At 62.6% G+C, this 24,837-nt stretch carries 15 protein-coding genes, 2 tRNA genes and 2 pseudogenes; 8 read left to right on the forward strand and 11 right to left on the reverse strand.

The genetic code is table 11. The annotated features are described in order from the left end of the window. Positions 1-236 precede the first annotated feature (236 nt). From ACUCCZ_RS02850 to ACUCCZ_RS02880, 7 genes and pseudogenes are all read right to left on the reverse strand, one after another. The gene (locus ACUCCZ_RS02850; protein ID WP_435918178.1) at positions 237-1,814 is read right to left on the reverse strand and encodes a hypothetical protein; all 1,578 of its coding nucleotides are present in this window, start codon (positions 1,812-1,814) and stop codon (positions 237-239) included. 407 nt (positions 1,815-2,221) lie between these two features. Beyond that, complete coding sequence (locus ACUCCZ_RS02855) at positions 2,222-3,256, reverse strand: glycoside hydrolase family 3 N-terminal domain-containing protein (RefSeq protein ID WP_435918177.1); 1,035 nt, start codon at positions 3,254-3,256, stop codon at positions 2,222-2,224. A 417-nt stretch (positions 3,257-3,673) separates the two neighbouring features. Next, positions 3,674-3,877 (reverse strand): annotated as a pseudogene (locus ACUCCZ_RS02860) (serine/threonine-protein kinase); the annotation flags it as partial. A gap of 50 nt (positions 3,878-3,927) precedes the next feature. Beyond that, positions 3,928-5,358, reverse strand: a complete 1,431-nt coding sequence (locus ACUCCZ_RS02865; protein WP_435918152.1) for an amino acid permease — start codon at positions 5,356-5,358, stop codon at positions 3,928-3,930. Positions 5,359-5,742: 384 nt separating this feature from the next. Further along, a tRNA-His gene (locus tag ACUCCZ_RS02870) sits at positions 5,743-5,818 on the reverse strand. Between the two features lie 79 nt (positions 5,819-5,897). Next, entirely contained in the window at positions 5,898-6,506 is a 609-nt protein-coding gene (gene orn, locus ACUCCZ_RS02875; protein ID WP_435918176.1) for an oligoribonuclease, read from the reverse strand. A gap of 242 nt (positions 6,507-6,748) precedes the next feature. After that, positions 6,749-7,072, reverse strand: a pseudogene (locus ACUCCZ_RS02880) (MFS transporter); the annotation flags it as partial. A 104-nt stretch (positions 7,073-7,176) separates the two neighbouring features. On the opposite strand from ACUCCZ_RS02880, the gene ACUCCZ_RS02885 reads away from it, so the two are divergent. The 6 genes from ACUCCZ_RS02885 (at position 7,177) to ettA (ending at position 14,556) form a co-directional block, all read left to right on the forward strand. Further along, positions 7,177-7,249: transfer RNA gene (locus ACUCCZ_RS02885), tRNA-Arg, on the forward strand. 78 nt (positions 7,250-7,327) lie between these two features. Then, the gene (locus tag ACUCCZ_RS02890; RefSeq protein ID WP_435918151.1) at positions 7,328-8,638 is read left to right on the forward strand and encodes a PrsW family intramembrane metalloprotease; all 1,311 of its coding nucleotides are present in this window, start codon (positions 7,328-7,330) and stop codon (positions 8,636-8,638) included. Between the two features lie 22 nt (positions 8,639-8,660). Next, on the forward strand, positions 8,661-10,526 hold the full coding sequence (locus ACUCCZ_RS02895) for a dynamin family protein (RefSeq protein ID WP_435918150.1): 1,866 nt from the start codon (positions 8,661-8,663) through the stop codon (positions 10,524-10,526). Further along, a complete protein-coding gene (locus tag ACUCCZ_RS02900; RefSeq protein WP_435918149.1) occupies positions 10,523-12,133 on the forward strand; it encodes a YfjP family GTPase in 1,611 nt (536 codons plus the stop codon). The genes ACUCCZ_RS02895 and ACUCCZ_RS02900 overlap by 4 nt, the downstream gene beginning before the upstream one ends. 143 nt (positions 12,134-12,276) lie before the next feature. Further along, positions 12,277-12,750, forward strand: a complete 474-nt coding sequence (locus ACUCCZ_RS02905) for a single-stranded DNA-binding protein (RefSeq protein ID WP_435918148.1) — start codon at positions 12,277-12,279, stop codon at positions 12,748-12,750. A 120-nt stretch (positions 12,751-12,870) separates the two neighbouring features. After that, positions 12,871-14,556 (forward strand): energy-dependent translational throttle protein EttA, encoded by a 1,686-nt coding sequence (gene ettA, locus ACUCCZ_RS02910; protein WP_435918147.1) that lies wholly within the window; start codon positions 12,871-12,873, stop codon positions 14,554-14,556. 476 nt (positions 14,557-15,032) lie between these two features. On the opposite strand, the gene ACUCCZ_RS02915 is transcribed toward ettA, so the two are convergent. Continuing rightward, complete coding sequence (locus ACUCCZ_RS02915; RefSeq protein ID WP_435918146.1) at positions 15,033-17,936, reverse strand: FAD-binding and (Fe-S)-binding domain-containing protein; 2,904 nt, start codon at positions 17,934-17,936, stop codon at positions 15,033-15,035. A 4-nt stretch (positions 17,937-17,940) separates the two neighbouring features. Continuing rightward, positions 17,941-18,498 (reverse strand): MarR family winged helix-turn-helix transcriptional regulator, encoded by a 558-nt coding sequence (locus ACUCCZ_RS02920; protein WP_435918175.1) that lies wholly within the window; start codon positions 18,496-18,498, stop codon positions 17,941-17,943. Positions 18,499-18,640: 142 nt separating this feature from the next. On the opposite strand from ACUCCZ_RS02920, the gene ACUCCZ_RS02925 reads away from it, so the two are divergent. Both ACUCCZ_RS02925 and ACUCCZ_RS02930 read left to right on the forward strand, forming a co-directional pair. Beyond that, the gene (locus tag ACUCCZ_RS02925) at positions 18,641-20,548 is read left to right on the forward strand and encodes an AMP-dependent synthetase/ligase (RefSeq protein WP_435918174.1); all 1,908 of its coding nucleotides are present in this window, start codon (positions 18,641-18,643) and stop codon (positions 20,546-20,548) included. Beyond that, positions 20,545-21,390, forward strand: coding sequence for an acyl-CoA thioesterase (locus ACUCCZ_RS02930; protein ID WP_435918145.1), 846 nt, complete (start codon positions 20,545-20,547; stop codon positions 21,388-21,390). Before ACUCCZ_RS02925 ends, ACUCCZ_RS02930 begins: the two co-directional genes overlap by 4 nt. A gap of 7 nt (positions 21,391-21,397) precedes the next feature. Here ACUCCZ_RS02930 and ACUCCZ_RS02935 read toward each other — a convergent pair whose 3' ends face one another. Further along, positions 21,398-23,071 (reverse strand): glycoside hydrolase family 13 protein, encoded by a 1,674-nt coding sequence (locus ACUCCZ_RS02935; RefSeq protein WP_435918144.1) that lies wholly within the window; start codon positions 23,069-23,071, stop codon positions 21,398-21,400. A gap of 90 nt (positions 23,072-23,161) precedes the next feature. Further along, positions 23,162-24,610: an NADP-dependent phosphogluconate dehydrogenase gene (gene gndA, locus ACUCCZ_RS02940; protein WP_435918143.1), complete on the reverse strand. Its 1,449-nt coding sequence runs from the start codon at positions 24,608-24,610 to the stop codon at positions 23,162-23,164. Positions 24,611-24,837 lie beyond the last annotated feature (227 nt).

The following is a 24,837-nucleotide window of genomic DNA, read 5'->3' on the forward strand; positions in this document are numbered from 1 at the left end:
TGCTATGAGGGTAGAGGCGTGCGCGTTCCACGAGGGATCGCCAAGGCGCGCCTGCGTCTCACGATGGCTGGGACATGGCTTCACGTCTTTGCCACGGTTACGTGCCGACACCTCCGCACTCATGAAGGTCCAGCGAGCCCGGGAGCGGACATGAGAGGTGACAGCATTAGTATGACATGACTATATGAAGACGTGGCCCCTCTCCAAGAGGGGCCACGTCAGTCTTGAAAGGGCTGTCAGCAAGATGTCGGGCTGAAATCGGAGTTCCTAATCATGTAGGCAACGACTTTTCCGCCAGTGAGGAGATAATCGACTTCCTTGCCATCGTTGGAGAATGCAAGGGCCTTCTCATAGCCCATTCCACTGAAGTCCGAGGTGACGTCGGTCAGCTTGAGCTTGGAGTAGTCGGACCGCAGTTGCGCCTCCGAGATGCCGATTCGTGCTCCGTTCGAGCTGGCGTTGGTGCCACCAACGAACAGGTAAGCCTGGACATTTCCGCCGCTGGTCCACACTCCGCCGAGGAAGCCGCTGTAACGGGCATACACCGGGGTGTTGCGGGCACAACCATCGCTGACGCCGTCAGGGATGACATGGATCGTGGCGGCGAGCTCCGACGTCGCCTTGTCGAGGTTGAGGGGCCCGACACCGGCCATCTTGCCGAGTCGGATCGGGCTATTCACCGCCAGGTCATAGACGATTGCTGCATCGCACTGCTTGTTGTTCATGACCTGGCTGGTAGCAACGGCAGCCTTGTTTCCCAACGTCTTGAGCATGGCGTCGCAGTCGTTGTCGTCAGTGATGACCCCGCCTTGGGGGAGAGGCTCCCAATGGTCCTTGTTCTTCCTCATGACGAGGTGGCCACCATCGGGGCCAGCGGACTTCCCATTGATGTTGAAACTAGGCGCATAGGCCACAGCGGCGTTCTGCCCGTCAGCAGCCAAGGAGACCCACTGGACCTGGGCGTCGGGCGCGTTGAAGAGCTGCCTGACAAGATCCGGGGTCGGGGTGACCGACGCATTGTTGGCAACCTTCGGCATCGGTGTGGCCGGTGTCGAGGCAGTCGATGATGCGGTGGCCGTCAACGTCGAGGTGACTGTGACCTCGGGGGTCTGGGTCTTGGGCGTCGGCGCGGGAACTGCCTTCGTCGCATCATCGTTGGTCTTGAGGAAGTGGAACAGACCAACTCCCAGCGCGACGACGAGGACCGCGGCGACGGCAATGATCCAGTACTGGCTCTTGCGCTGTGGCTGGGGCTCGTCGCTGAAGGGAATGCCGCCCACTGACTCACTGACGTTCGGACGGTCATTGGCCGAGGCACCGGCTGGTCCTGCACAAAGGTCAGGCCCATAGTCGGCCTGAAGACCGTAGACCTGTCCGTAATCGTAGGCTCGGCCATTCTGGTCAACTCCTACTTGCTGGTTCCATTCGTTGCCAGTCCCCGGTCTGAACTGTTGGCTGTCGCCAAGCTGTTGTTGGTCCTGGAAGTTCGCGTCATTCCAGTTCCCCGCAGGCTCAGCGCCTTCCCAGTGGTGCTGCTGGTCCCAGCCCTGTGGGTTCTGATTGGGATCCCAGCCCTGTTGATGCTGATGTGGATCCCAACCCTGGGGGTTCTGGTTCGCGTTCCATTCCTGCTGCTCACCCCATCCGTGCTGATTCTGGGGCGTTTGCCATTCTCCTTGAGGGTAACCAAGGGTCCAGTCCTGTTGGCCGGGCTGCTGCCCCTGACCCTGCTGACCCCAACCTTGCTGACCTTGCCGGCCCTGTTGCGGATATTGTGCGGGGTCCCATCCTTGCTGGGGGTACTGGCCGTTCAAGTCGGCATACTGGCCTGTCTGGGGGCCCCATCCGGCCGCGGCGTCTTGGGCGCCCCAGCCATCGCCGACCTGCGGGTACTGGTTCCAGCCCTGTGGGTATTGATTCGGATTCTGCGGGTACGCGTAGCCGTCCGGCTGATAGTAGCTCCAGCCTTGCGGGTACTGGTCGTTCTGGGAGTCACCGGGCTGCGGATACTGCTGATCGGCGTAGGGGGATTGTGAACCGTCCGGCTCGATCGAGAACTCAAGGTCCTCTGGCAGCTCCTGGGTGGGTTCGTAACCCTGTCCCGGGCCAGTATCCGAATCGGGCTGATCAGGGGTCAGCTCGGTTTCGTTGTCGTCAGAGTGTGAATCGTCGGGGTGTTTCCCCTCTTGGAATCCATCGTCAGCCACGACTCATTCTCCCCTCACTTCGTCAGTGAATGTGCCAATTTGACGTTGATGACATGGCGAGCAGCGTCATCGAGACGCTTCTTGCCCGACGAGGACGCCGCCATCGACGTCAACGCGCGAACCATGGGGCCTGCCAGACCTGGATCGGCAGTAATTGCCAGATCACCGCCGGCAGACACGAATTTGCTTGCTCGGTGTCCGCCGTCGACCGAGAACACCGAAACTGAACTGCCCAGGTCATCGGAGACGATGAGTCCTTGATATTCGAAGTCCTTGCGAAGCATGTCATTCATGATCTTGGACGAGAACAACCCGAGAGTCCCCGGATCGATCTTTGAGTAGTACGCCGAGGAGATCATGACAGCTTCGGCCCTGGCATTGAATGCCATTCGGAACGATTCGAGACATGGGTCATGGCGAGTCGTCTTCTCGTCGGTAATTCCAGTGGGTTTGAAATCGGTGTCCTCGACGATGCGACCAATTCCGGGAAAATGTTTGACGGTCGAGATGATCCCGGCCTTGCGATGCCCTGTGACGACGGAGGCCGCGTACCTGCCACAGGTCTGAGGATCGGTACCGAAACCGCGATGGTGCTTGGCGATCGGCTTGTTCCTGGCACCAAGATCAGAATCAATGACGTCAGCGACGGGGGAGAAGATCATGTGGACGCCGAGGTCAGCGAGCTGTTGGGCGCTCCTCGTCACCACGGACTGGGCCTTCGCCGGAGACATCCGAGTCAGAGCTTCCTGGCTCGGCAGCCGGTCGACTCCCGGAACCTGGATGTTCTGAATCTCGCCGCCCTCATGGTCAGTCGCGACGATGGGCTTGATGTCATGCGGACTGACGCCATTGACGGCGTCAAGCATGGCGTGAAGTTTGGACTTCTTGGTCCAGTGACCAAGAATGAAGATGCCGGCAAGACACTTGGCGTCAATGAGATTGGCGATGTACTCGGGAGAGTCCGAGGGAACCACCCCGACGAGAATGCATTGACCGGCACGCTCCGCGACCGACATGTCCGACACGATGCGGGTGGCCCGTGGATCCATGGGGATCGGGGTCACCTTTTCCATCGGGGCTGCCAACTGGGTAGGGCTGGGGGTGAGACTGGCCGAGGGCGGGGTTGGAGTCGGCGTGTCAGATGGGGACGACGACATCATGGGCGCGGAGGAGGGCGGTTGGGCTGGGGAGTCGGTTTGTGAAACGCATCCAGCCAATGGCGCACTCAAACCGGCTGCGATGATTGTTCGGCGTCTCATGGTCGGATTGTTTCACAGCCTTTCCATTGTCGTCAGTAACCAGGAAGGTCAACGCGGAATGATGAGATACACCTCGTGGTCCTGGCTACTACAATCGACGTATTCACCGACGACATGACAGAAGAACGGGTGAGACTTCCCGGCCCGTGGATCTTGCGCACTGACGGAGAAGTTTGAGGGACGATTCGGCGGCACCGGCGGGGAAAGGTGATCTGGGCCGGTGCGCGAGCCGAGGTCGGAGCCGTCTACCAGTTCCATGACGATGGCGAAGGTGGAGGACTCAGTGACCATGTCCGTCACTCGGACGGCCGAGTCGTCATCGACGGACATCAGGATTTCGCGCTCGTCGACGACGTAGTGGCTGCCAACGTGGCGTGCTGTTGACCCACCGGTGGCGTCCTCCTCGGACATGATTCACCCCTTCGATGTGTAGTGCCCACGGCCCGACCGGGGTAGAAGTGTCAGTCGCCAGTCGTGAGGGCATCTGCCACGTCGTCTCGGTGGGAGCGACGACGCACGATCGCCCAGGCGACGGCGAGCGCGATGAACCACACCGGGGTGGCGAGGAGAGCTTGGAGGGTGTCGTCAGCCCCAGCCAGAAGGACAAGGACAAAGATGAAGGAGGCCAGCACAACCCATGGCATGACATGCGCGCCGGGCATTGGGTAGATCGACTCGGCATGAGCCTGTGGGTTACGACGCACATGCACGATGTAGCTGACGAGGATCATGCTCCACACGAAGATGAACAGCGCTGAGGAGACCGTCGTGACCAGGGTGAACGCACTCATCACCGAGTCCTTCGCGGCGAGGATGAGGGCCGAACCGATGAGGATGACGGTGCACACCAGGCCCCAACCGGGGACGCCATGGCGGGTGAGCCTGCCGAAGGCCCTCGTTGCCATGCCCTTGTGAGCGAGGCCGTAGACCATCCGGGAGGTCGAGTAGACCCTGGAGTTGGCGCTGGATGCTGCCGAGGTCAGCACGACGAAGTTCATGATGCCGGCAGCTGCGGTGAAATCGATGAGTCCGAACATCTGGACGAACGGGGAGGAGTCCTTCTGGATGAGGTTCCACGGGGTGACGCACGTCATGGCAAGCAGCGCTGCCACGTAGAACACCAAGACTCGTACCGGGACGGCGTTGATGGCCTTGGGCATCGTCTTTCGAGGGTCACGGGTCTCCGCGGAGGTGGTACCGACCAGCTCGATGCCGACATAGGCGAAAACAGCGATCTGGAAGCCGCCGAAGAACCCACTCCAGCCCTTCGGGGCGAATCCGCCATGGATCCACAGGTTCGACACCGAAGCCTTGTACCCGCGCGACGAGGTGAATCCCATGATGATGAGCGCCACCGCCACGACGATGAGAATGGCGATCGCGACAATCTTGATGAGAGCAAACCAGAACTCAAGCTCGCCGAAGAGCTTCACCGTCAGCAGGTTGAGAACCAGCAGGACAAGCAAGGTGGCCGCGGTGAGGATGAAGGCCCACAGTTGGTCATGGGCCCAGTAACCCCAGTACGAGGTGATGGCGATGACGTCAGCCATACCCGTGACGACCCAGCACAACCAGTACGTCCAGCCGAGGAAGAACCCCGCCCAGGGGCCCAGAAGATCGGCGGCGAAATCTTGGAAGGACTTCCATTGCAGGTTGTGTAGCAACAACTCGCCCATGGCCCTCATGACGAAGAAGAGCATTGCGCCGATCACGACATAGGCAACCACGATGCTCGGGCCCGAGGCGTTGATGGACTTTCCGGATCCCATGAACAGGCCGGTTCCGATTGCGCCACCGATGGCGATGAGCTGAATGTGGCGGCTACTCAGGCTGCGACGTAGATGCTGCATGTCGCCAGCCACATCGTGGTTCTCGCGATTCATGGGGAGCATTGTTGCCCCAGCAGGGGCCAGGTCCAGGAGGCCATCTCGCATTGTGCAACGACTGCTCAGTCTTCAGGACTCTGGAGACCGCCGGAGTCAGCCTTGTTCTGTGAGGAGTTGATGACGGCGACAGCTGCTCTGGTGTCAACGTCTTCACCTGTGACCGTGACGCAACGGTGTTGGCTGACAAGACCGTGCACGAAGATGTGCGGACGCCGAGCTCAATTCAAATGATCGCAGGGGCGAAGCCGTCCCCGCCGTCCTTCTTGCCCTGAGACGTCACGCCTGGGGGATAGACCCTATTCCACAACGGAACGACGGTGAGGGTTCGGGAATCTTCAGAGCGACATGGTCCTCCCGGGATGGTAAGGGGTCGCCCCTTTGCAAAAGAACTGGGGTGGCTAACGGGACTTGAACCCGCGACCCCCTGGACCACAACCAGGTGCTCTACCGACTGAGCTATAGCCACCATGCGCCTTCACCAGGCAACCCGAGGAGAGTACCGGGTTCGGGAGCGAGAATGCAACTCGCCCGCCCCGTCGTCGGCGTCAGTCCCTACCTGCTCCGGTGAGGAAGCCCTGGTACTTCGCCGCGATCTCGTCACAACGGTTGGCATCCGGGCCAGGGACAGGAACCATGAGCGCCTCGCGCCAGTACATGAGCTCCTCGATGGACTCCTGGATGTCGGCAAGAGCGCGATGGTTGCCCTGCTTCTCCGGTGTGTGGCCGAAGGCTCGCGGATACCAGCGTCGTGCCAGCTCCTTGATGGAGGAGACGTCAACGTTGCGGTAGTGCACGTAGGACTCCAGCTCCGGCATGTCTTTGGCCAGGAAGGAACGGTCAGTGCCGATGGTGTTTCCGGCCAGTGGGGCTTTTCCTGCGTGCGGGACGTGGGTACGGATGTAGTCGAGCACCTGTTCCTGAGCCTCAGCCATCGTCAGCCCCCTGTCGAGCTCCTCCAGGAGTCCGGACGTGGTGTGCATGTTGCGCACGAAGTCATTCATGTGCCCGAGCCACTCGGGCTCAGGCTTGATGATGACGTCCACTCCCTCGCCCTGGACGTTGAGCTGGCCATCGGTGACCAAGGCGGCCACCTCGATGAGTCCGTCGTGGGCCAGGTCGAGCCCGGTCATCTCGCAATCGATCCACACCAACATGTCTTTCACATCACGACAGACTAGTTGGTGGTGACGACATGACACCTTCCAGCGGTTGATGCGGACGGTGCGTTCACTGCCTGCCGTTGGGGGCCAGCGCGCCATCCAGTAGTTGCCGACCAGACCGATGATGCCGATGGTTCGAGGTCGAGATTCTGGTGAGGGCCTCGTCGTTCGTGAGGTCGGGGTGACCGGGGCCAGGTCAGGTACGCCCATGTCATCGAGGATTCCCACAGGATTCACGACCCGGCCATCATGCCGGGGAGCCATTCCACCCGGAACGCCCCACCAAGGGTGGGCAGCGCGCGAGCTCGGTACCGGTACGGAATGGCGACCGTCAGGTACTGGTGCCGAGCGATGCGATGCACGGCGCCGGTCATGCCGTTGACGAGCGTGGCGATTGCGGCAGCAAGGGCGGCAGATGCACCGTTACGGACCGCGGTGAGCGGAATGTGCGGAATTACCGCGCCATGACCCAGCGACGCATCAACGTTGGCAAGGAAGCCGAAACGATGATCGACGACCACGTTACCGGTGGAGTGAGGCCCGGTGCGCGTTGAATCAATCGCGGAGAAAGACCAGCACGTCCAACGAAACCGACAGCCCTGTTCGCAACGTGGTTGGGACAAAGTGGGCCATGGTGGTCGGACCCCGATAGGATGTCGGTCATGGCCCGGTAGCTCAGCGGATAGAGCAGCAGCCTTCTAATCTGTCGCGCGTGGGTTCGATTCCCACCCGGGCCGCCGTCGGTCGTCCGTGTTCCACGTGGCGAGGAATCGGCGCATCGGAAACTGTCCCGTGTGCCCGGTAGTCTTTCCACCATGTCCTACGTTGCCCCCGCACCCGTTGTGCGTCGTCCCTGGTGGCAACGTCTGTTGCGTAACCCGTGGTTCTGGGTGTTGCTCGTCCTGGTGATGGCATCGGTGGCCTTCTTGGTTCACACCTACGTCATCATGCACGCGGACACAGTGGTGGAGCGTGACGGTCAGAAGGGTGTCGTCCCGGGTATCACGAACCGGTCGTTCAAGCTCGGTTTCCACTATGCATGGCCGACGGCAGCCGTCTGGTCGTCGATCTTCATCCTCATCGACCGGTTCAGAACCCGACACCTTCACGTGTGGTTCCTCTGCTTCTGCTGGGGAGCATGCATAGCGACCTACGTCAGTATGCACGTCAACACCTGGATGGCCGGGATGCTTTCGGTGACGGGCGGGGTTGACCCAGCCTCGGGCGCAGGTCCTGCGGTGTACTCGGCTCCCCTCGTCGAGGAGTCGTGCAAGGCCATGGTGCTTTTCGGACTGGCCGTGGTCACGGGGAGACGCATGACCTCGGTGGTTCAGACGGTGAGCATGGCGGGGCTCTCGGCGATCGGCTTCGCCTTCGTCGAGAACATCATGTACTACGCGCGGGCCGACAACTACGCCCGCGTCACTGCGGCAGCTGGCGACCCGAAACAAGCCGTCATGGAGTTGGTCATGCTGCGAGGCGTTTACACATCCTTCGGGCATCCGCTGTTCACCAGCATGACGGGCATCGGTCTGGCCCTGGGGCTGCGATCACGCAGTCGTCTGGTGCGGGTTTTGGCTCCGACGACAGGGTTTGTCATGGCAGTGCTCGGGCACATGTTGTTCAACGGATTCTCCGCGGTACTGCCGATGGCGACCCTGAAGAACCTGTGGTACGTCGCCCTCGCGATCGTTGCTTCCGTCGTGGTCTTCGTCATCATTCGCATGGTGCGCGAAGGAAAGGTGATCCGGAATCGTCTCGAGGACTACGTCAAGGCCGGGTGGCTTCCGAAATCGGACGCTGACACCCTCTCGGCTCTGCGGCGTCGTCAGTGGGCGGCCCTGGTGGCCCTCAGTCAGGGGCTGCGTCGCTGGTGGCACACGCTGGAGTTCTTGCGTACCGGCACCGATCTGGCTTATCTGCGTGATGCGGTCGTGCGTGGATTGGACGACGACCCGGGTACGCGCCAGATTCAACTCATCACGCACATGAACTTGCTGCGTCCGATGGCTGTCACCGTGGCCCGAGGTGCCAGACTGTCCAAGCCGAGACTGCCCGCATTCCTTCGGAGACGTCGGAGCCAGCCGGTCAACAACGAGTTGCAGTGGGCACCGCCACAGGCCTGACGAGTGACCAGGAAGGATCGCCATGAACACTGAGCAGATGTTGCTGTCGCTGACTGAGTTGCGGCATGACCTGCGTCAGGCTGATTTCCCTCTTGACCTGCCCGAGGCCATCACCCAGACAGGGCTCGCTCGTCGAATCGCCAACCAGCTCAACGACTACATTCTTCCTCGGTTGGAGACGATTGACGCGCCGCTGCTTGCCGTGGTTGGTGGGTCGACAGGCGCCGGAAAGTCCACTCTGGTCAATTCTCTGGTCGGACGAGTGGTGACACGTCCCGGCGTCATTCGTCCCACCACGACCTCTCCGGTTCTCGTCCACCACCCCGACGACGCAGAGTGGTTCGACGATGACCGGGTCCTGCCGACTCTGGTGCGTTCCCGGGTTGCCAGAAACGATGCCTCGAGCCTCCAACTGGTCGCTGAGCCTGGGATTCCGAAGGGCCTGGCCATTTTGGACGCCCCCGACATCGATTCCGTGGTGGCGCGAAATCGCGACCTGGCCTCCCAGTTGTTGCAGGCCGCGGATTTGTGGGTCTTCGTCACTTCGGCGGCCCGCTACGCGGACGCTGTGCCCTGGGACTTCCTCAACGAGGCCCAGGAGCGGCATGCCTCGGTGGCGGTGGTGTGCGGCCGCGTCCCGCCGGAGGCCATGAGGGAGGTGCCGCCGGACCTGGGGCGTCTCATGACCGAGCGTGGGCTGGCCGATTCCCCGCTCTTCGCTGTGCCGGAGACCAAGACCAATGTCGATGGCCTCCTTCCCGACCAGGCCGTCGCGCCGCTACGGTTCTTCCTGTCGAGCTTGGCCCAGGACCAGCAGAAGCGACGTGAGGTCATTGCGTCGACGTTGTCCGGGGCCATCAGCTCAGTGTGCGAACGGTCGTCCTACATCGCCGCCGGCCTGGAGGCCCAGGCAGTCGCCACGTCCAGGCTGGCTGAGGATGCTCAGTCGATCATGGCCGAGGCGTCCCAATCGATTGCGACACAGTCCGCCGACGGCACCCTACTACGAGGCGAGGTGCTTGCACGGTGGCACGAATTCGTGGGAACTGGCGAATTCATGCGTGCCATGGAGGCGAAGGTCTCGTGGTTCAGAGACCGCGTCGTCCAGGCATTCAAGGGGGCACCGCCGGAAGTTGAGAAGGTCAGTGTCGCGGTGGAATCCGGTCTTGAAAGCCTCATCGTCGCGGAAACCCAAGCTGGGTGTGAGCGAGTCGAGGCGGTGTGGCATGCCGACCCAGCCGGTCGCAGTGTCCTGGAGCGAGCGGACGAGGATCTGGCCCGCCCGTCGCAGAATTTCGAGGAATCCGTCTCCCGCTTGGTGAGGGACTGGCAGGGCGACGTCATGGAGCTGGTCGCTGGTGAAGGCATGGACAAGCGGTCCAAGGCCCGATTCATGGCTTTCGGTGTCAATGGGGTTTCCGTGGCACTGATGCTCGTCGTCTTCGCCCACACCGGTGGACTGTCCGGGGCCGAGGCAGGCATCGCGGGCGGGTCGGCGATCGTTGCCCAGCGGCTTCTCGAGGCCCTTTTCGGCGACGATGCGGTGCGACGCTTGGCGAAGGTTGCCAAGGATCAGCTTGACGCCAGGGTCGAGGGGTTGCTCGCCAAAGAGGTTGCGCGCTACCAAGGCGTGCTCGGATCGTTGGGAGTCGATGAGGAGCTGCCAACTCGGATCCGCACCTCGATCGAGGAGGTGCGGCAGGCCCAGGAAGCGCCGGAATCCCGCGATGGCCAGGTGACGATTCGAACCCGTCCACAGCCCCGGGAAGTGGAGGCGTTCGGGGCTTCTGAGCCCAGACAGATGAGAGCTGACATGCCCATCCTGGATGCCGAGATCGTCGAACCGTCGGTTGTCTTGGAACCTGAGCCTCGTCAGGAGGAACGATGAGTAGACGACGCGTCGACCTTGCCGAGCGCATCGAGATGCTGGGCAAGGCGGTGGATTTGTCGGCTGGACGTATCCCCGACGACGTGTCCGAGCGTGCCCGTGTGGTTCTGGATCGTGCTGACCAACGCTGCCGGATCGGTGGCGATCACACCGTCATAGCTCTCGCCGGTGCCACCGGATCAGGGAAGTCATCAACCTTCAACGCACTGGCCGGTGCGGAACTGGCCAATCCCGGTGTGCGTCGTCCCACGACCTCGAAAGCCACGGCCGCGGTGTGGGGAAACGCGTCGGCTGAGCCCTTGCTGGACTGGCTCGATATTCCGCACCGACACCACATGGGTAGCGACGACGCCCTCGACGGTTTGGTGCTGCTTGACCTGCCCGACCATGACTCGGTGCGACTCGAGCATCGCCTGGAGGTGGACCGACTCGTCGAGATGGTCGACATGATCGTGTGGGTCGTGGATCCCCAGAAATATGCCGACGCCGCTCTGCACACCCGTTATCTGGCGCCGCTGGCGACCCACTGCGAGGTCATGACGGTCGTCCTCAACCAGATCGACCGTCTTGACAAGGAGCAGCGCAAGAACTGTCTGCGCGATCTGCGTCGTCTGCTGGATTCCGAAGGCCTGGACAAGGCCAAGATCATGGCGATCTCGGCTACCACCGGTGAGGGGGTGGAAGACATGCGCGTCGCCTTAGCTCGCGCCGTGCGTGCCAAGAAGGCTCAGGCAGCACGTCTTCATGCTGACCTCGACAACATCTGTCAACAACTGTTGGAGGCCACAGGTGAGGAGGCGGGTCAGGTGAGTCAGGACTCCGTCAATGGGTTGATCGAGGCATTGTGTACCGCCGGAGGTGTCGATCCTGTCGTCGAGGCGACCCGGGAGGCCTACCGCAAGAGAGGCCACTACGCCACTGGCTGGCCGCTGACGTCCTGGGTGTCGAAGATTCGCCAGGATCCTTTGCATCGACTGCACCTGGACCTGGTGCCGGGGAGGAAAAAGGACCTGTCGCGCGGGACGGAACCCACCGATGTGCAGCGAAGTGCCATGACGACGCGGGTCGGGGTCGCAGGAGCCAAGGTGGACACGGCAGTGCGTTCCTTGGCTTCGGAAGCGTCCGAGGGACTACCTCGCTCGTGGGCCGACTCGGTGCGGGCTGCCTCACTGTCGAACCGCCAGGACCTATCTGACGGCATCGATCGAGCTGTCGCTTCCACGGACTTGGGGGTGCATCGCGGTACCGGCTGGTGGACATTGGTGACGGTGGTGCAGTGGATCCTCATCGTCATCGTCGTGGCTGGGGCAGCGTGGTGGTTGGTGGATGGCTTGATGGCCTACTTCCAATTCCGCGTTTCACCGGTGAGATGGCACAACGTCCCGGTGCCGCCCCTCATCGTTGTGGGAGGTACCATCGCGGGGATCGTGGTGTCACTGCTGTGCCAGATCGGGGTGCAGACGGGGGCGCGGGCGGCTGCGCATCATGCCAGGTCTGAATTGCGGGCCAACCTCACCGAGGTCGCATGGCAATCGGTCGTCGACCCGGTCAATGCGGAGCTTGATCACCACGACGAGGTCGTCAAGATCTTGTCCAAGGCGTCCTGATCTGGGCTCGGGGTCAGTGGCGGGCCCGAGTTGTCCACAGAACCCTCGGCAGGCGTCGTCGGAGTTGTCCACAGATCTGAAATTGCCTGACGGATTGTCGGGGTCCCGACGATAACTGTCTATGAGTGGAGAGGAGCTCACAGATGGACGCAAACGTGTCATTCACCGGAAATCTCGGAACTGACGTCGAGATGAAGGTTGGTGAGGGTTGGCGGGGAGCCCGATTCCGGGTTGCCCACACCCCTCGCGTCATGAGGCAGGGGGAGTGGGTCGACGGGACGACGACGTGGCTGTCGGTCCATGTCTACGGGCGCCTTGCGGACAACTGCACCGCCTCCCTGCACAAAGGAGATCCCGTCATGGTGACCGGACGACTGCGCACCCGTAACTGGATTGACGACGAGGGCTCCCACGAGCAACTCATCGTGGTCGCGAACAATGTCGGGCCGGATCTGTCTCGAGTGTCAGCGCTGTGCCGTCGTCCCGAGAAGCGGGCCGAGGCGCCGCTGGGAGACGATCGCGTGCTGCGCTACCAGGAATTCCACGATGTGGGTGGCGACGGTATTGATGAGGACACTGAGGTGGTTGACGACGACGTCGAATTGGTCGGGTCCTGAAGCTCGACGTGAGTCATCGGGAATGAGTTGGTGACGGGAGTCGTTACAACGGCTGGCATACTGTGCAGCGGTCGGTGAAGTGCCGGCCGCCCCGTTCCCGCAGATTCTGGAGGAGTGCCGATGGCCGAGTTCATCTACACCATGCACAACGTCCGAAAGGCGGTGGGTGACAAGGTCATTCTCGACAATGTCACGTTGTCGTTCTTCCCGGGCGCCAAGATTGGTGTTGTCGGACCGAACGGCGCTGGCAAGTCGACGATGCTCAAGCTGATGGCTGGGCTCGACAAGCCGAACAACGGTGACGCCAGCCTCGCCAAGGGAGCCACGGTCGGAATCCTGCTCCAGGAGCCTCCGCTCACCGAGGACAAGACGGTTCGCGAGAACGTCGAGGAGGCCGTCGGCGACATCAAGGCGAAGCTCGCGCGGTTCGAGGAGGTGTCGGCCGAGATGGCCAACCCCGACGCCGACTTCGACGCCCTCATGGCCGAGATGGGCGAGCTGCAGACCGAGCTCGACAACGCCAACGCCTGGGACATCGACACCCGCCTCGAGCAGGCGATGGACGCCCTGCAGTGTCCGCCTGGTGACACCCCGGTCGATGTGCTCTCCGGCGGGGAGCGTCGGCGCGTCGCCCTGTGCAAGCTCCTCATCGAGCAGCCTGACCTGCTGCTGCTCGATGAGCCCACCAACCACCTGGACGCGGAGTCCGTCAACTGGCTCGAGGGTCACCTCAAGTCCTACCCAGGAGCTGTCCTGGCCGTCACTCACGACCGCTACTTCCTCGACCACGTCGCCGAGTGGATCTGTGAGGTCGACCGCGGTCAGCTGCACCCGTACGAGGGCAACTACTCGACCTACCTGGACACCAAACGCAAACGTCTCCAGATCGAGGGCAAGAAGGACGTCAAGCGCGCCAAGATCCTCGAGAAGGAGCTGGAGTGGGTGCGCTCCTCGCCGAAGGCTCGCCAGGCCAAGAACAAGGCTCGTCTGGCCCGTTACGAGGAGCTGGCCACCGAGGCCGAGCGTAACCGCAAGATCGACACCGCCGAGATCAACATCCCGCCGGGCCCGCGTCTGGGCAATGTCGTGCTGGAGGCCAACCACCTCACCAAGGGATTCGACGATCGCGTCCTGATCAAGGATCTGTCCTTCACCCTGCCGCGGGCCGGCATCGTCGGCGTGATTGGTCCGAACGGTGTCGGCAAGACGACCCTGTTCAAGACCATCGTCGGACTGGAGAAGGCCGATTCCGGCTCCCTCAAGGTCGGCGAGACGGTCAGTTTCTCCTACGTCGACCAGAACCGAACTGGCATCGACCCGGAGAAGAACGTCTGGGAGGTCGTCTCCGACGGGCTGGACTACATCAAGGTCGCCAACTTCGAGGAGCCCTCCCGTGCTTATGTGGCGAGCTTCGGCTTCAAGGGACCGGACCAGCAGAAGAAGTCCGGCGTGCTCTCCGGCGGTGAGCGCAACCGTCTGAACCTGGCCCTGACCCTCAAGCAGGGCGGCAACGTTCTTCTGCTTGACGAGCCGACCAACGACCTGGACGTCGAGACCCTCTCGAGTCTCGAGGATGCGCTGCTGGCGTTTCCGGGATGCGCCGTGGTTGTCTCCCACGACCGTTGGTTCCTCGACCGCATTGCCACTCACATCCTGGCATGGGAGGGTGAAGACGAGGACGGTGTGCCGCGTTGGTTCTGGTTCGAGGGCAACTTCGCCGACTACGAGGCCAACAAGATCGAGCGCCTCGGACCAGAGGCTGCTCGTCCGCATGCCTCGAAGCATCGGCGACTCACTCGTGACTGAGTGGTGACGCACTGAGGAGGGGTCCGGACTCTTCCTGTTGATGCTGCTCACGGCGCCGGCCCATTGCTGTAACGCTGCTATGGGCCGGCGCCGCTTTGCTTCCACCATCGTCAGCCCATGGGAGCAAGGACACGGGATACATCTGTACATGGAAGCTCAAGGGATCGGTTGGTCCGGTGCCGGGGATCAAGATCACCCCGCAAGGAGCAGGGAGTCACCTTCCCCAGCGAGGCCGCCGTCAAGATAGCGACAGAATAACGTGTGTGAGGACTCATCGGCCAAGCCGCGCGGGGGCCTTCGACGGGTGACAGCAGCCAGATAAATCGGGTTTCCGTGAGGTCAGCCCGATTCAGATTCTCGAGCTGACCTCGATCATGAGCGAGATCAACGAATCCCAGCAGCGTCTTCTCGCGGCATGATCGACCAGTCCGCAGACTCGCAACATCCGACGTTGTGCTAAGAGTTGGGCCACACCGTCATTGTTTGCCGCGGGACGACAGGTGTGAGGCGAACAGCTCCGAGAAGGTGAGGGCTCGCTGTCCCGTCAGGTCAGAGGTCTGGCGTCGACAGGAGAACCCATCGGCCAGGATGATGGCCTGCGGTCCGGCCTCGTTGATGGCCGGAAGGAGGTTGTTTTGGGCAACCTTCACCGAGAAGTCGTAATGACCGTTCTCGACGCCGAAGTTCCCGGCGTATCCACAGCAGCCGCTGACCACTTTGACCTTCGCCCCCGCAGCTTCGAGCAGACGCCTGTCCGGGCCGAAACCGAGGATCGAGGCATGGTGACAGTGGGGCTGGGCGACGACGGTGTGGCCGGCCAGAGAAGGCGGGGTCCATTTCGCCGCCTCCAGCATCTCAGCGACGGTGTGCATGTTCCGGGCGACGCGGCCAACCCGTGGATCGTCCGGAAGAAGGCGCATGGCATCGTCCCGCCACACGGTCGTGCACGACGGTTCCAACCCGACGACCGGGACGTTCGCGTCGGCCAGGGGAGCCAGTACCGCCAGCCCTGCCCGCAGCCGACGACGGGCGCCTTCGAGCTGACCAGTGGTGATCCAGGTCAATCCGCAGCAGACGTCATCGGAAAGGACCCTGGGGTGGTAGCCGGCGTCGGCCAGTACCGCAACGACCGCGGAGAGGTCTGACCCCTCCAACATGTCGGAGAAGGAGTCCACCCATATGGCGACGTCACCCTTGTCCCCGCTACGGCGAGTCGGTGAGGTCGATCTCGTTGAGGGATTCTCGGTGGCAGGCGAGGTCGAAGTTCCCTGTTTTGCCACGATGGTCTGGGCTGAGGTTGCGTGCTCGCTGGCCAGCCTGGCCGAGGACTGGAACCGCGGAAGCGGACGGCGCTGGTCGACGCCAGCCGTCCATCGGGCCAAGTGGGCGAAGGCCGAGACCGACAACACCTTGTTGGCCAGGGCTAGCGCTCCCGGGATGCGATTGAGGAGACGTTCCCACAGTGGCAGTAGGCCCATGGTGACGTAGGAGCGGGGGCGAAGTCGGTGGCGGTATTTCTCGTTGAGGACCGTACTGCGGTAACTGGCCATGTCGATCCCGGTAGGACAGTCGCGAGCACACCCCTTGCAGGCCATGCAGAGGTCGAGAGCCCGTTCCACCTCGGGGGAGTCCCAGCCGTCAATGAGAGTGCCGTTGACCATCTCCTTGAGGATGCTGGCTCGGCCGCGGGTGGAGTCCACCTCGAGTCCGGAGGCCTGGTACGAGGGGCACATCACTGCGCTCGGAGCGGTGTGGGCGATGCACTTTCCGACTCCGGTGCAGCGATGGACGTTGGCGGCGAATTCGGGATGGGAAACGGTGATCGCGGAAAGAGCCGATTCGTGGGTTCGGATATTGGTCTCGAGCGGTGCGGGATCGACGAGAATCCCCGGGTTGAACACGTTGTCCGGGTCGAGGATCGCCTTGACCTTGCCGAAGAGGCTCAGGGCATCGGGGGAGTACATCGTGTCCAACAGGGCCGAGCGTGCCCTGCCGTCGCCATGCTCACCGGAGACTGACCCACCATGCCGTGCGACCAGTTGCGCCGCCTCGGTGACGAAGGAGCGGTAGCGCTGGGGTCCGTCGGACTGATCGAGGGGGAAGTCGATGCGACAGTGCAGGCATCCCTCGCCGAAGTGGCCGTAAGGCAGACCATGGAGGCTATGGTCTGCCAACAAGGACTCGAAGTCGCGGAGGTAGGGGCCGAGGTCGACTGCCGGAACGGCCGAATCCTCCCATCCGGCCCAGGCTGGCTTGTCGAGGCTGACTCCGGCCAGCCCTGCGCCGTCAGCCCGGATCCTCCAGAGGGCTGCGGCCTGATCTGGATCGCAGACCACCCAGCCATCGAGGCATTCGCTGGCAGCGACCATGTCTTTGGCGCGCGACGCCACCTCGGCCTCGTCGTCGCCGCGAAGCTCCACGAACATCCAGCCGTCGCCACGCGGGAGGTCGGGAACCGGTCGTCCTGCCCGAGAGACCACGTCGACAATCCGGCGCCCAAATCCTTCGCAAGCGACGGGGGAGAAGGGCAGCAAGGCCGTGACCGCATCGGCGGCCTCGGGCATCGATGGGTAGCCCAGCGCCACCGTCAGCCCACAGGGAGCCTCGCGGACAAGTCGGACCGTCGCCTTCGCGACGATACCCAGGGTGGCTTCCGTGCCCGCGATGAAGGCTGGAAGATTGCGGCCACGCTCGGGCAGCAGCCACTCCATTGAGTACCCGGAGACTTGACGGGAGAAAGTTGCGAATTCGGTCCGGATGGTCGCAAGATTCGCGTCTGCCACATCAGCCAGACGTTGCGCGAAAGGAACCGTGAGGTCACCGGGGCGGAGGGTCGTGACGTGACCATCAGCAGTGAGGAGGTCGAGGTCGACGATGTTGTCGCCGGTACGTCCGTACCCCAAAGCCCGCGGACCGCAGGCGTTGTTTCCGATCATCCCGCCGATGGTGCAGCGAGTCGATGTGGAGGGGTCCGGGCCAAACCGCAATTGATGGGGAGCCCCGGCATGCTGAAGCCAGTCCTGGACCACGCCGGGCTCGACAACGGCGGCAGCCGATTCGGGATCGAGGGAAAGGATGCGGTTGAGGTGCGCTGCGGTGTCGATGATGAGGCCGGTCCCGACGGCATTGCCAGCACAGGTCGTACCGGCGCCACGGGTTGTCACGGGTAGACCAACGTGGCTGGCTGCAGTGACTAGGGCACAGAGCTCATCAGTACTTCGTGGATGGGCAACTGCAGCGGGGACAACTCGGTAAATCGAGGCGTCGGAGGAGTACAAGGCGCGTGCCAGCCGGGAATCGTCCAGGATTTCCACGGCAGAGGCGTCCAGACCCCTCAGGGTTGAGTGAAAGTCCTGAAGAATGTCCGTGGTGGCCGTCATGGACTCAGTCTGACACGGAAAGGACAGCCTTCATGGCCCGTCCCAAGGCCGAGAAATCCTCTGGATTGATCGGGTCAACGAAAATATGCCGGACCGCGCGGACATGGTCGGGGGCGGTCTGCCGCAACAGGTCCATCCCGTCGGGAGTCAGCCTTGCGACCACTCCACGACGATCTCGCACGTCAGGCTCACGCACGACAAGGCCGCGGCCCTCGAGCCGCTCGATGGCGTGAGTGAGTCGTGACCTTGACTGATGTACCTCGCTGGCAAGGACAGACATCCGGACCGCGTGATCGGGAGCCTCCGAAAGACTGACGAGGATCTCGTACTCGCACAGCTCGAGGCCATGGCGCCGTAGATCCTCCGAAAGGTGCGCAGTGATACGAGCTGATCCGAGGAGCCAAGCTCGCCATACTCGTTGCTGTTCAATGCTCAGCCAGGGGGCTGCCGCTGACCGCTCCACCTTCGGCCCGACATCCTCAAAAGGCGTTGTCGATGGCGTATTCGAGGCATCGTCATCATGAATGCTGCGCCTGGAACCGCCCTGTGACATGATGAATATCGTACCCGTGGTGCGAGGAACGTACTCCTGCCCACTCCTGTGGACACCTACCTATGGGTGGCGCTGGGAATTGTGGGGATCGGCCAATGCGCCATGCAATAGCGTGGTGGGAGTCATTTTTGACCGAGAAGAGGGTGAGTTGATGAGGCGTACCAGTGACGAGGAGCCCCTTGCTCTGCAGCGCAAGCTCATTGCGTCCTCCGCCAAGAACTTCGCGACGATGCTCGATCGACAGGCGGATGCCCATCCCAATCGCATCGCCTTTCTTACTCCCTCCGGTGCTGACGATGAGGCCAACACCTGGCTCCCCATGACCTTTGCTGAATTCCGTCGTCAGGCCCACGAGGTGGCTGCTGGATTGATGGACTTGGGGCTTTCTCGGGAGGGACGCGTCGCCCTGCTCTCCGGAACGCGCACCGAGTGGATCATTGCCGACATGGCCATCTCCTGTGCTGGTGGCGCGACGACGACGATTTACCCGAATTCCGGGCCGGAAGAGGCCAGTTTCATCCTGGTGGACTCCGAGTCGTCCGTTCTTTTCGTCGATTCCACGGCCCAGGTCGCGAAGATCCAGGGCAGGCCCGAGGTCGATGCGGTTGTTCGGCACATCATCAGTTTTGCCGACGATTCGGCCGAGACCGGCGTCCGGGATGACCGACTCACCACCATGGCTGACATCATTGCGAATGGACGGCGACGCCTGGCCGCCGAGCCGGACCTCGTGCGGCGCATGATCGATTCCGTCGAACCCGACGACCTGTGTACCCTCATCTATACCTCTGGCACGACGGGCACGCCCAAGGGAGTCGAGCTGACTCACCGGGCATGGACGTACATGGGCCAGGCATGGAAGAGCCTCAACATGTTCCGTGGCGGGGACGTCCACATGTTGTGGTTGCCGTTGTCCCACGCCTTCGGGAAATGCCTCATCGCCATCTGTGTCGAGATTGGCATCACCCAGGCAGTCGAGCCGCGCATCCCACGGTTGGCCCGAAGTCTGGGCGAGGTCAAACCGCGCGTCATGTGCGGTGTGCCGCGTATCTTCGAGAAGATTCGTGCCGGCGTCATGACGGCATACCCCCAAGGACGTCTGGCAAGTCGTGTCTCGCGGTGGGCCTTCGCAACCGGACGCGATGCCCAGAGCTATCGCAACGCCGGCGATCGCGCACCCAGGATGCTTGAGGCCAAGCGGAAGATCGCCGATGCGCTGGTCTTCTCCACCCTGCGTCGCAAACTTGGCGGCATCGAGTTCATGATCTGCGGTGGTGCCAAGTTGTCGGAGCAGGTCCAGCAGTGGTTCTCCTCCGCCGGGATTCCCATCGTCGAGGGGTATGGGGCGACCGAGGTCGGGGCAGTCGCGTTCTTCAGCGGGCCCGATGCCATTCGCCCCGGCACCGTGGGACCGGCTGCCCCTGGCTGCCTCGCACAGATCGCCGAGGATGGCGAGATCCTGGTGTCGGGACCGATCGTTGCTCGTGGTTACCACAACCTCCCGGAGAAGACGGCAAAGGCGTTCACTAACGGCTGGTTCCACACAGGCGACATCGGCGAACTCGATGAGATGAACTATCTGCGCATCACCGACCGCAAACGTGACCTGTTCAAGACCTCTGGCGGAAAGTACGTCGCCCCACAGAAGGTCGAGGCCACCCTGATGGCCAATTGCCCGTACCTGTCCAACGCGGTTGTCCTGGGCGAGGGACACAAGTACGCAGTGGCCCTCCTCACCCTCGAGAAGAGCGCTCTCATGACGTGGGCACGTCGGCATGGGCGTCCTGGCGCCAGCTACGCCGAGCTCACAGCAGACCCGGACGTGCGTCGCAGCATTCAGCGGTATGTCGATCGCGCAAACTCCCGCCTCGAACGCTGGGAGACCGTCAAGAAGTTCGCAATCCTCGACCACGAGCTGACCGAGGACGCTCATTCGGTCACGACCAGCCTCAAGGTGCGTCGGGGGGTCGTGGTTGAGAAGTACTCCGACATCGTTGACGAGATGTTTGCCGACGAGAATGAGCAACTGGGTGCGGCCAAGGGAGGCGACGCACCGTGACGGGTGCCGTTGTCGTCGACATTCCGCTGCGATGGTCCGACATGGATGCGCAGGGACACGTCAACAACGTACGCATCAGCGAGTTGGTTCAGGAGTCTCGAAATCAGGCGTTCTACACCAACGGTGCCCAGGAGATGCTTGAGACGGGGATCGTCGTCGTCACTCAGGATGTCGAGTTCTTCGCCCCCTTCGTCGTGGATGGGAGCCCGCTACGGGTCGAGGTTGGTTGCTCCAAGGTCGGCGCGGCCCGAACCGTCCTGGATTACCGTGCCTGGCACCATGACCTTGAGGTCACTCGGGCACGCGGAATTATTTGCCCCTTCGACTTCGACGCAGGACGACCGCGTCGGCTCACCGACGGCGAGCGAGGCGCCTTTGAGGCCATGAAGATTGAGGAGACACCGTGGAAGCCGATCAAGATCGTTGACGTCTCCGAGGTCGGTGACATCGTCGAGGTCCCTATCCGGTGGTCTGACGTCGACCGGCAGGGCCACGTCAACAACGTCAGCATGGCTGGGTACCTCCAGGAGGCCAGGATCCTCGCGACGACGTCGTGGTCGCCAGGGATGAGACGAGCCGGCGACCACCTGTGGGTCGTTGTGCGTCAGGACATCCGTTATCGACGTCAAGTGCTGCCGTCGCAGCGGTCATGCAAGGTGCACACTGCGCTCACGCGGCTGGGAGCCTCGTCAATGACCCTTGCCGGGTCGATTGGCACGGAGGCGGGATCTGCCCTCGATGCCGCAACTGTGCTCGTCTGCGTCGACCCGGACACCGGAGCCTCGGTCCCGATCGACGACCGGACGAGGGAGGCGTTGGCAGCCCACCTCGTCACGGTCTGATCGACGTTCAGGCTCGCAGCCACACGGCTTGGTCACGGCCGACGGATGCGAGTTCGTCGTGGATCTCCAGTGAAGTTGAGCTGACGATGATCTTGTCTGTGTCCACGGTTACGGCCTCGTCACCGAAATTCACGACGCAACGGAAGTCAGGCTCACGGGAGAAGTCGAGGACATCGTCGGCCGACTCGTTCCATGTCATCGTCCCGGCTCCCAGGGCAGGGTTGTTCCGACGCTCAGCCAGGAGAGTGCGGTAAAGGGCCAGGAAGGATGACGGATCGTCTTGTTCGGCCTCGACCGTCCAATCAGCCCAGTCGTGCGGCATCGGAAGCCAACTGTCACTCGCTGATGACCACCCGTAGGGGGCCTCGGAACCGCTCCACGGGATCGGGACGCGGCAGCCGTCACGACCGCGGTCAGTGTGTTCAGAACGCTCCCAGGTGGGGTCCTGCAGGACGTCGTCGGGGAGGTCCTCCACCTCTGGCAGGCCGAGCTCCTCACCCTGGTAGACGTAGGCGCCGCCAGGAAGGGCAAGCTCGAGCATGACGGCCGCGCGGGCTCGACGGCGTCCTAGAGCGACATCGGTCGGTGTGCCGTGGAACTCGGCATGGGGGGCAGCTGGATCTGAGAAGTCCAGACCTGAAATCTTCTTGCCATAGCGGGAGACAGGGCGGAAGTTATCGTGGTTGCCCAGCACCCAGGTGGCACTTGCCCCCACTGACTCGTGGGCTGCCAAGGATTCGGTGATGGTGGTGCGAAGCGAACGGGCCGACCACGCCGAGATGAGGAACTCGAAGTTGAACGAGGTGTGTAGCCTGTCCGACTCGAGGTAGCGCACCAGACGGTCGTGGGGGAGATATGCCTCGGCGACGAACATTCGCGGACCCCCAGGGGTGTCGGCGTATTCGTTGGCGATGGCTCGCCAGCGACGTTGGATGGGCGCCAGTCCAGGCTGATCCCACATCGGGCTGTCCCCGACGAGCTCTCCGATCTCCTCGTTCTCGGGTAGGTCGGGGAGGCCGGATTCCTTGACCATCGAGTTGGCGACGTCAATGCGGAAACCATCGACGCCGCGGTCGAACCAGAATCTCAGAACACGGTCAAACTCCTTGAGGACATCCGGGTTCTCCCAGTTCCAGTCGGGCTGGGAGACGTCGAAGAAGTGCAGGTACCACTGCCCTGGGGTTCCGTCGGGCTCGGTGATGCGTTGCCATGCACCACCTCCGAACACCGATGGCCAATTGTTCGGAGGGAGTTCACCGTTCTCGCCGCGGCCATCTCGGAAGATGTAGCGGTCGCGTTCAGGCGAACCGGGGGCAGCTGCGAGGGCTTCCTTGAACCACGGATGCTCCTCGGAGGAGTGGTTGGGGACCAGGTCGATGATGACTCGTAGGCCCAATTTGTGGGCCCGTTCCACGAGCGCGTCAGCGTCATCGAGAGTCCCGAAGTCAGGGTTGATGTCGCAGTAGTCGCTGACGTCGTAGCCGCCATCGGCCAGTGGGGAGGGGTACCACGGTGAGATCCAAAGGGCATCGACACCCAGGGCGACGAGATGGTCAAGGTGTTCGGTGATGCCGCGGATGTCGCCGATGCCGTCGCCGTTCGAGTCGGCGAAACTGCGCGGGTACACCTGGTACACAACGGCGGACGTCCACCAGTCGTGGGTCGTGGAAATAGTGGTCATGGGAGTCCTTGAAAAGTTGCGGGGGTTGTCAGGAGCAGGGGTAGAGCCACGGCGACTTGCGGTGGCCGCTGCCGTGGAGTTGCTGGGAGGTCAGTTTACGCGGGCTTCGCGTCCATCGCCGGACCAGTTGACGTGCCAGGAACCCTCGTCGTCGACACGACGGTAAGTGTGCGCGCCGAAGAGGTCGCGCAGCCCCTGGGTGAGGGCGGCGTTGAGGCGTGGTGCGCGAACCTGGTCGTAATAGCCAAGGGCTGAGGAGAATCCCGGAACTGGGACTCCGGCCGCGACTGCTCGGGCGACGACGCGACGCCATGCCTGCTGGCAGCGAGCCAGTTCGGCCTTGACGGAGGGTGCCTCCAGGAGGGTGGTGAGGTCACCAGCGGCATACTCGTCCTTGATACGCTGAAGGAGACAGGCTCGGATGATGCAGCCGTCGCGCCAGATGGAGGCGACTTGGCCCATGTCGACTTCCCAGTTGTACTCGGTCGCAGCGGTGCGGATCTCGTCGAGCCCTTGGGCGTAGGCGACGACCTTCGCGGACCACAGGGCGTCACGAACGTCGTCAATGAACGCCTGACGATCATCGACGGAGATGGTGCGGTCCGGCCCCTCAAGGGTCTGCTGGCCCACCTTGCGCAGCGGAAGGGCGCTGGAGACCGAGCGAGCGAAGACGGCCTCACTGATGGTGGAGACGTCAACTCCGAGCTCGAGAGCTGTCTGGACGGTCCAGGTACCTGTTCCTTTCATCCCTGCCTCGTCGCGGATGACGTCAAGGAGGTCGGTGGCAGGATCGCGAGGATCCTTGGCGCGCAGTACCCGGGAGGTGATGTCGACGAGGTAGGAATCGAGATCGCCGTGGTTCCAGGACTCGAAGACGTCTGCGGCCTCGGCATTCGTCAGACCGGCAGCGCGCAAGAGGGCATGGGCCTCGCCGATGAACTGCATGTCGGCGTACTCAATGCCGTTGTGGACCATCTTGACGAAGTGCCCGGCGCCATCAGTGCCCATCCATGCGCAGCAGGGCTCACCGTCGACCTGTGCCGAGATTTTCTCCAGAACCGGGCCGATGGCTTCATACGACTCCTTGGAGCCCCCCGGCATGATTGACGGTCCCTCCAGCGCGCCGACCTCGCCACCGGAAATGCCGGTGCCGACGTAGTGGATACCGGTCGGGCGGATCTCTTCCTCCCGACGTCGAGTGTCGCCGAAGTAGGCGTTGCCGCCGTCGACGAGAACGTCGCCCGGCTGGAGCAGGGGAGTGATCTCCTTGATGACAGCATCTGTGCCACGACCGGCCTTGACCATCATGACGATGCGGCGCGGGCGCTCGAGGCTTGCGACGAAGTCAGCCAGATCATGGAATGGCAGAAAGGTCCCCTCGTGGCCGTGCTCGGCCATGACCTCGTCGGTGCGTGAAGCTGTGCGGTTGTACACGGCGACCCGGAAACCCTTGTGGGCCATGTTGCGGGCCAGGTTAGACCCCATCACGGCCATCCCGATGACGCCAACCTCGGCGGTCTGTGGCGCAGTGTCACTCATGCGATTCCTCCTAGATGTCTCACCTCCATCTTTCCAGGCATTTCCGTGCGGTGCAGCGCGGCTGGCTGGAGATGGCGTGAGACAGTGATGATGGTGGAGGTTGTGGTGACGGAATTCAGCGGTGTTACCGGGATCGCCACGCCGGGCATGACTGCACTCGGGCTGATGAGACATCTTGAACACAGATGCTGCGGTGTCAGGCGCAGTGGCGGCAGGTTTCTCCTCAA

It is taken from the genome of Cutibacterium nasicola, from assembly GCF_052654715.2.

Bases quoted from the DNA above. Each gene is read 5' to 3' on its own strand.
- ACUCCZ_RS02855 (WP_435918177.1), bottom strand. From the start codon at position 3,256: ATGGATCCACGGGCCACCCGCATCGTGTCGGACATGTCGGTCGCGGAG.
- ACUCCZ_RS02865 (WP_435918152.1), bottom strand. From the start codon at position 5,358: ATGCTCCCCATGAATCGCGAGAACCACGATGTGGCTGGCGACATGCAG.
- orn (WP_435918176.1), bottom strand. From the start codon at position 6,506: ATGTTGGTGTGGATCGATTGCGAGATGACCGGGCTCGACCTGGCCCAC.
- ACUCCZ_RS02890 (WP_435918151.1), top strand. From the start codon at position 7,328: ATGTCCTACGTTGCCCCCGCACCCGTTGTGCGTCGTCCCTGGTGGCAA.
- ACUCCZ_RS02895 (WP_435918150.1), top strand. From the start codon at position 8,661: ATGAACACTGAGCAGATGTTGCTGTCGCTGACTGAGTTGCGGCATGAC.
- ACUCCZ_RS02900 (WP_435918149.1), top strand. From the start codon at position 10,523: ATGAGTAGACGACGCGTCGACCTTGCCGAGCGCATCGAGATGCTGGGC.
- ACUCCZ_RS02905 (WP_435918148.1), top strand. From the start codon at position 12,277: ATGGACGCAAACGTGTCATTCACCGGAAATCTCGGAACTGACGTCGAG.
- ettA (WP_435918147.1), top strand. From the start codon at position 12,871: ATGGCCGAGTTCATCTACACCATGCACAACGTCCGAAAGGCGGTGGGT.
- ACUCCZ_RS02915 (WP_435918146.1), bottom strand. From the start codon at position 17,936: ATGACGGCCACCACGGACATTCTTCAGGACTTTCACTCAACCCTGAGG.
- ACUCCZ_RS02925 (WP_435918174.1), top strand. From the start codon at position 18,641: ATGAGGCGTACCAGTGACGAGGAGCCCCTTGCTCTGCAGCGCAAGCTC.
- ACUCCZ_RS02935 (WP_435918144.1), bottom strand. From the start codon at position 23,071: ATGACCACTATTTCCACGACCCACGACTGGTGGACGTCCGCCGTTGTG.
- gndA (WP_435918143.1), bottom strand. From the start codon at position 24,610: ATGAGTGACACTGCGCCACAGACCGCCGAGGTTGGCGTCATCGGGATG.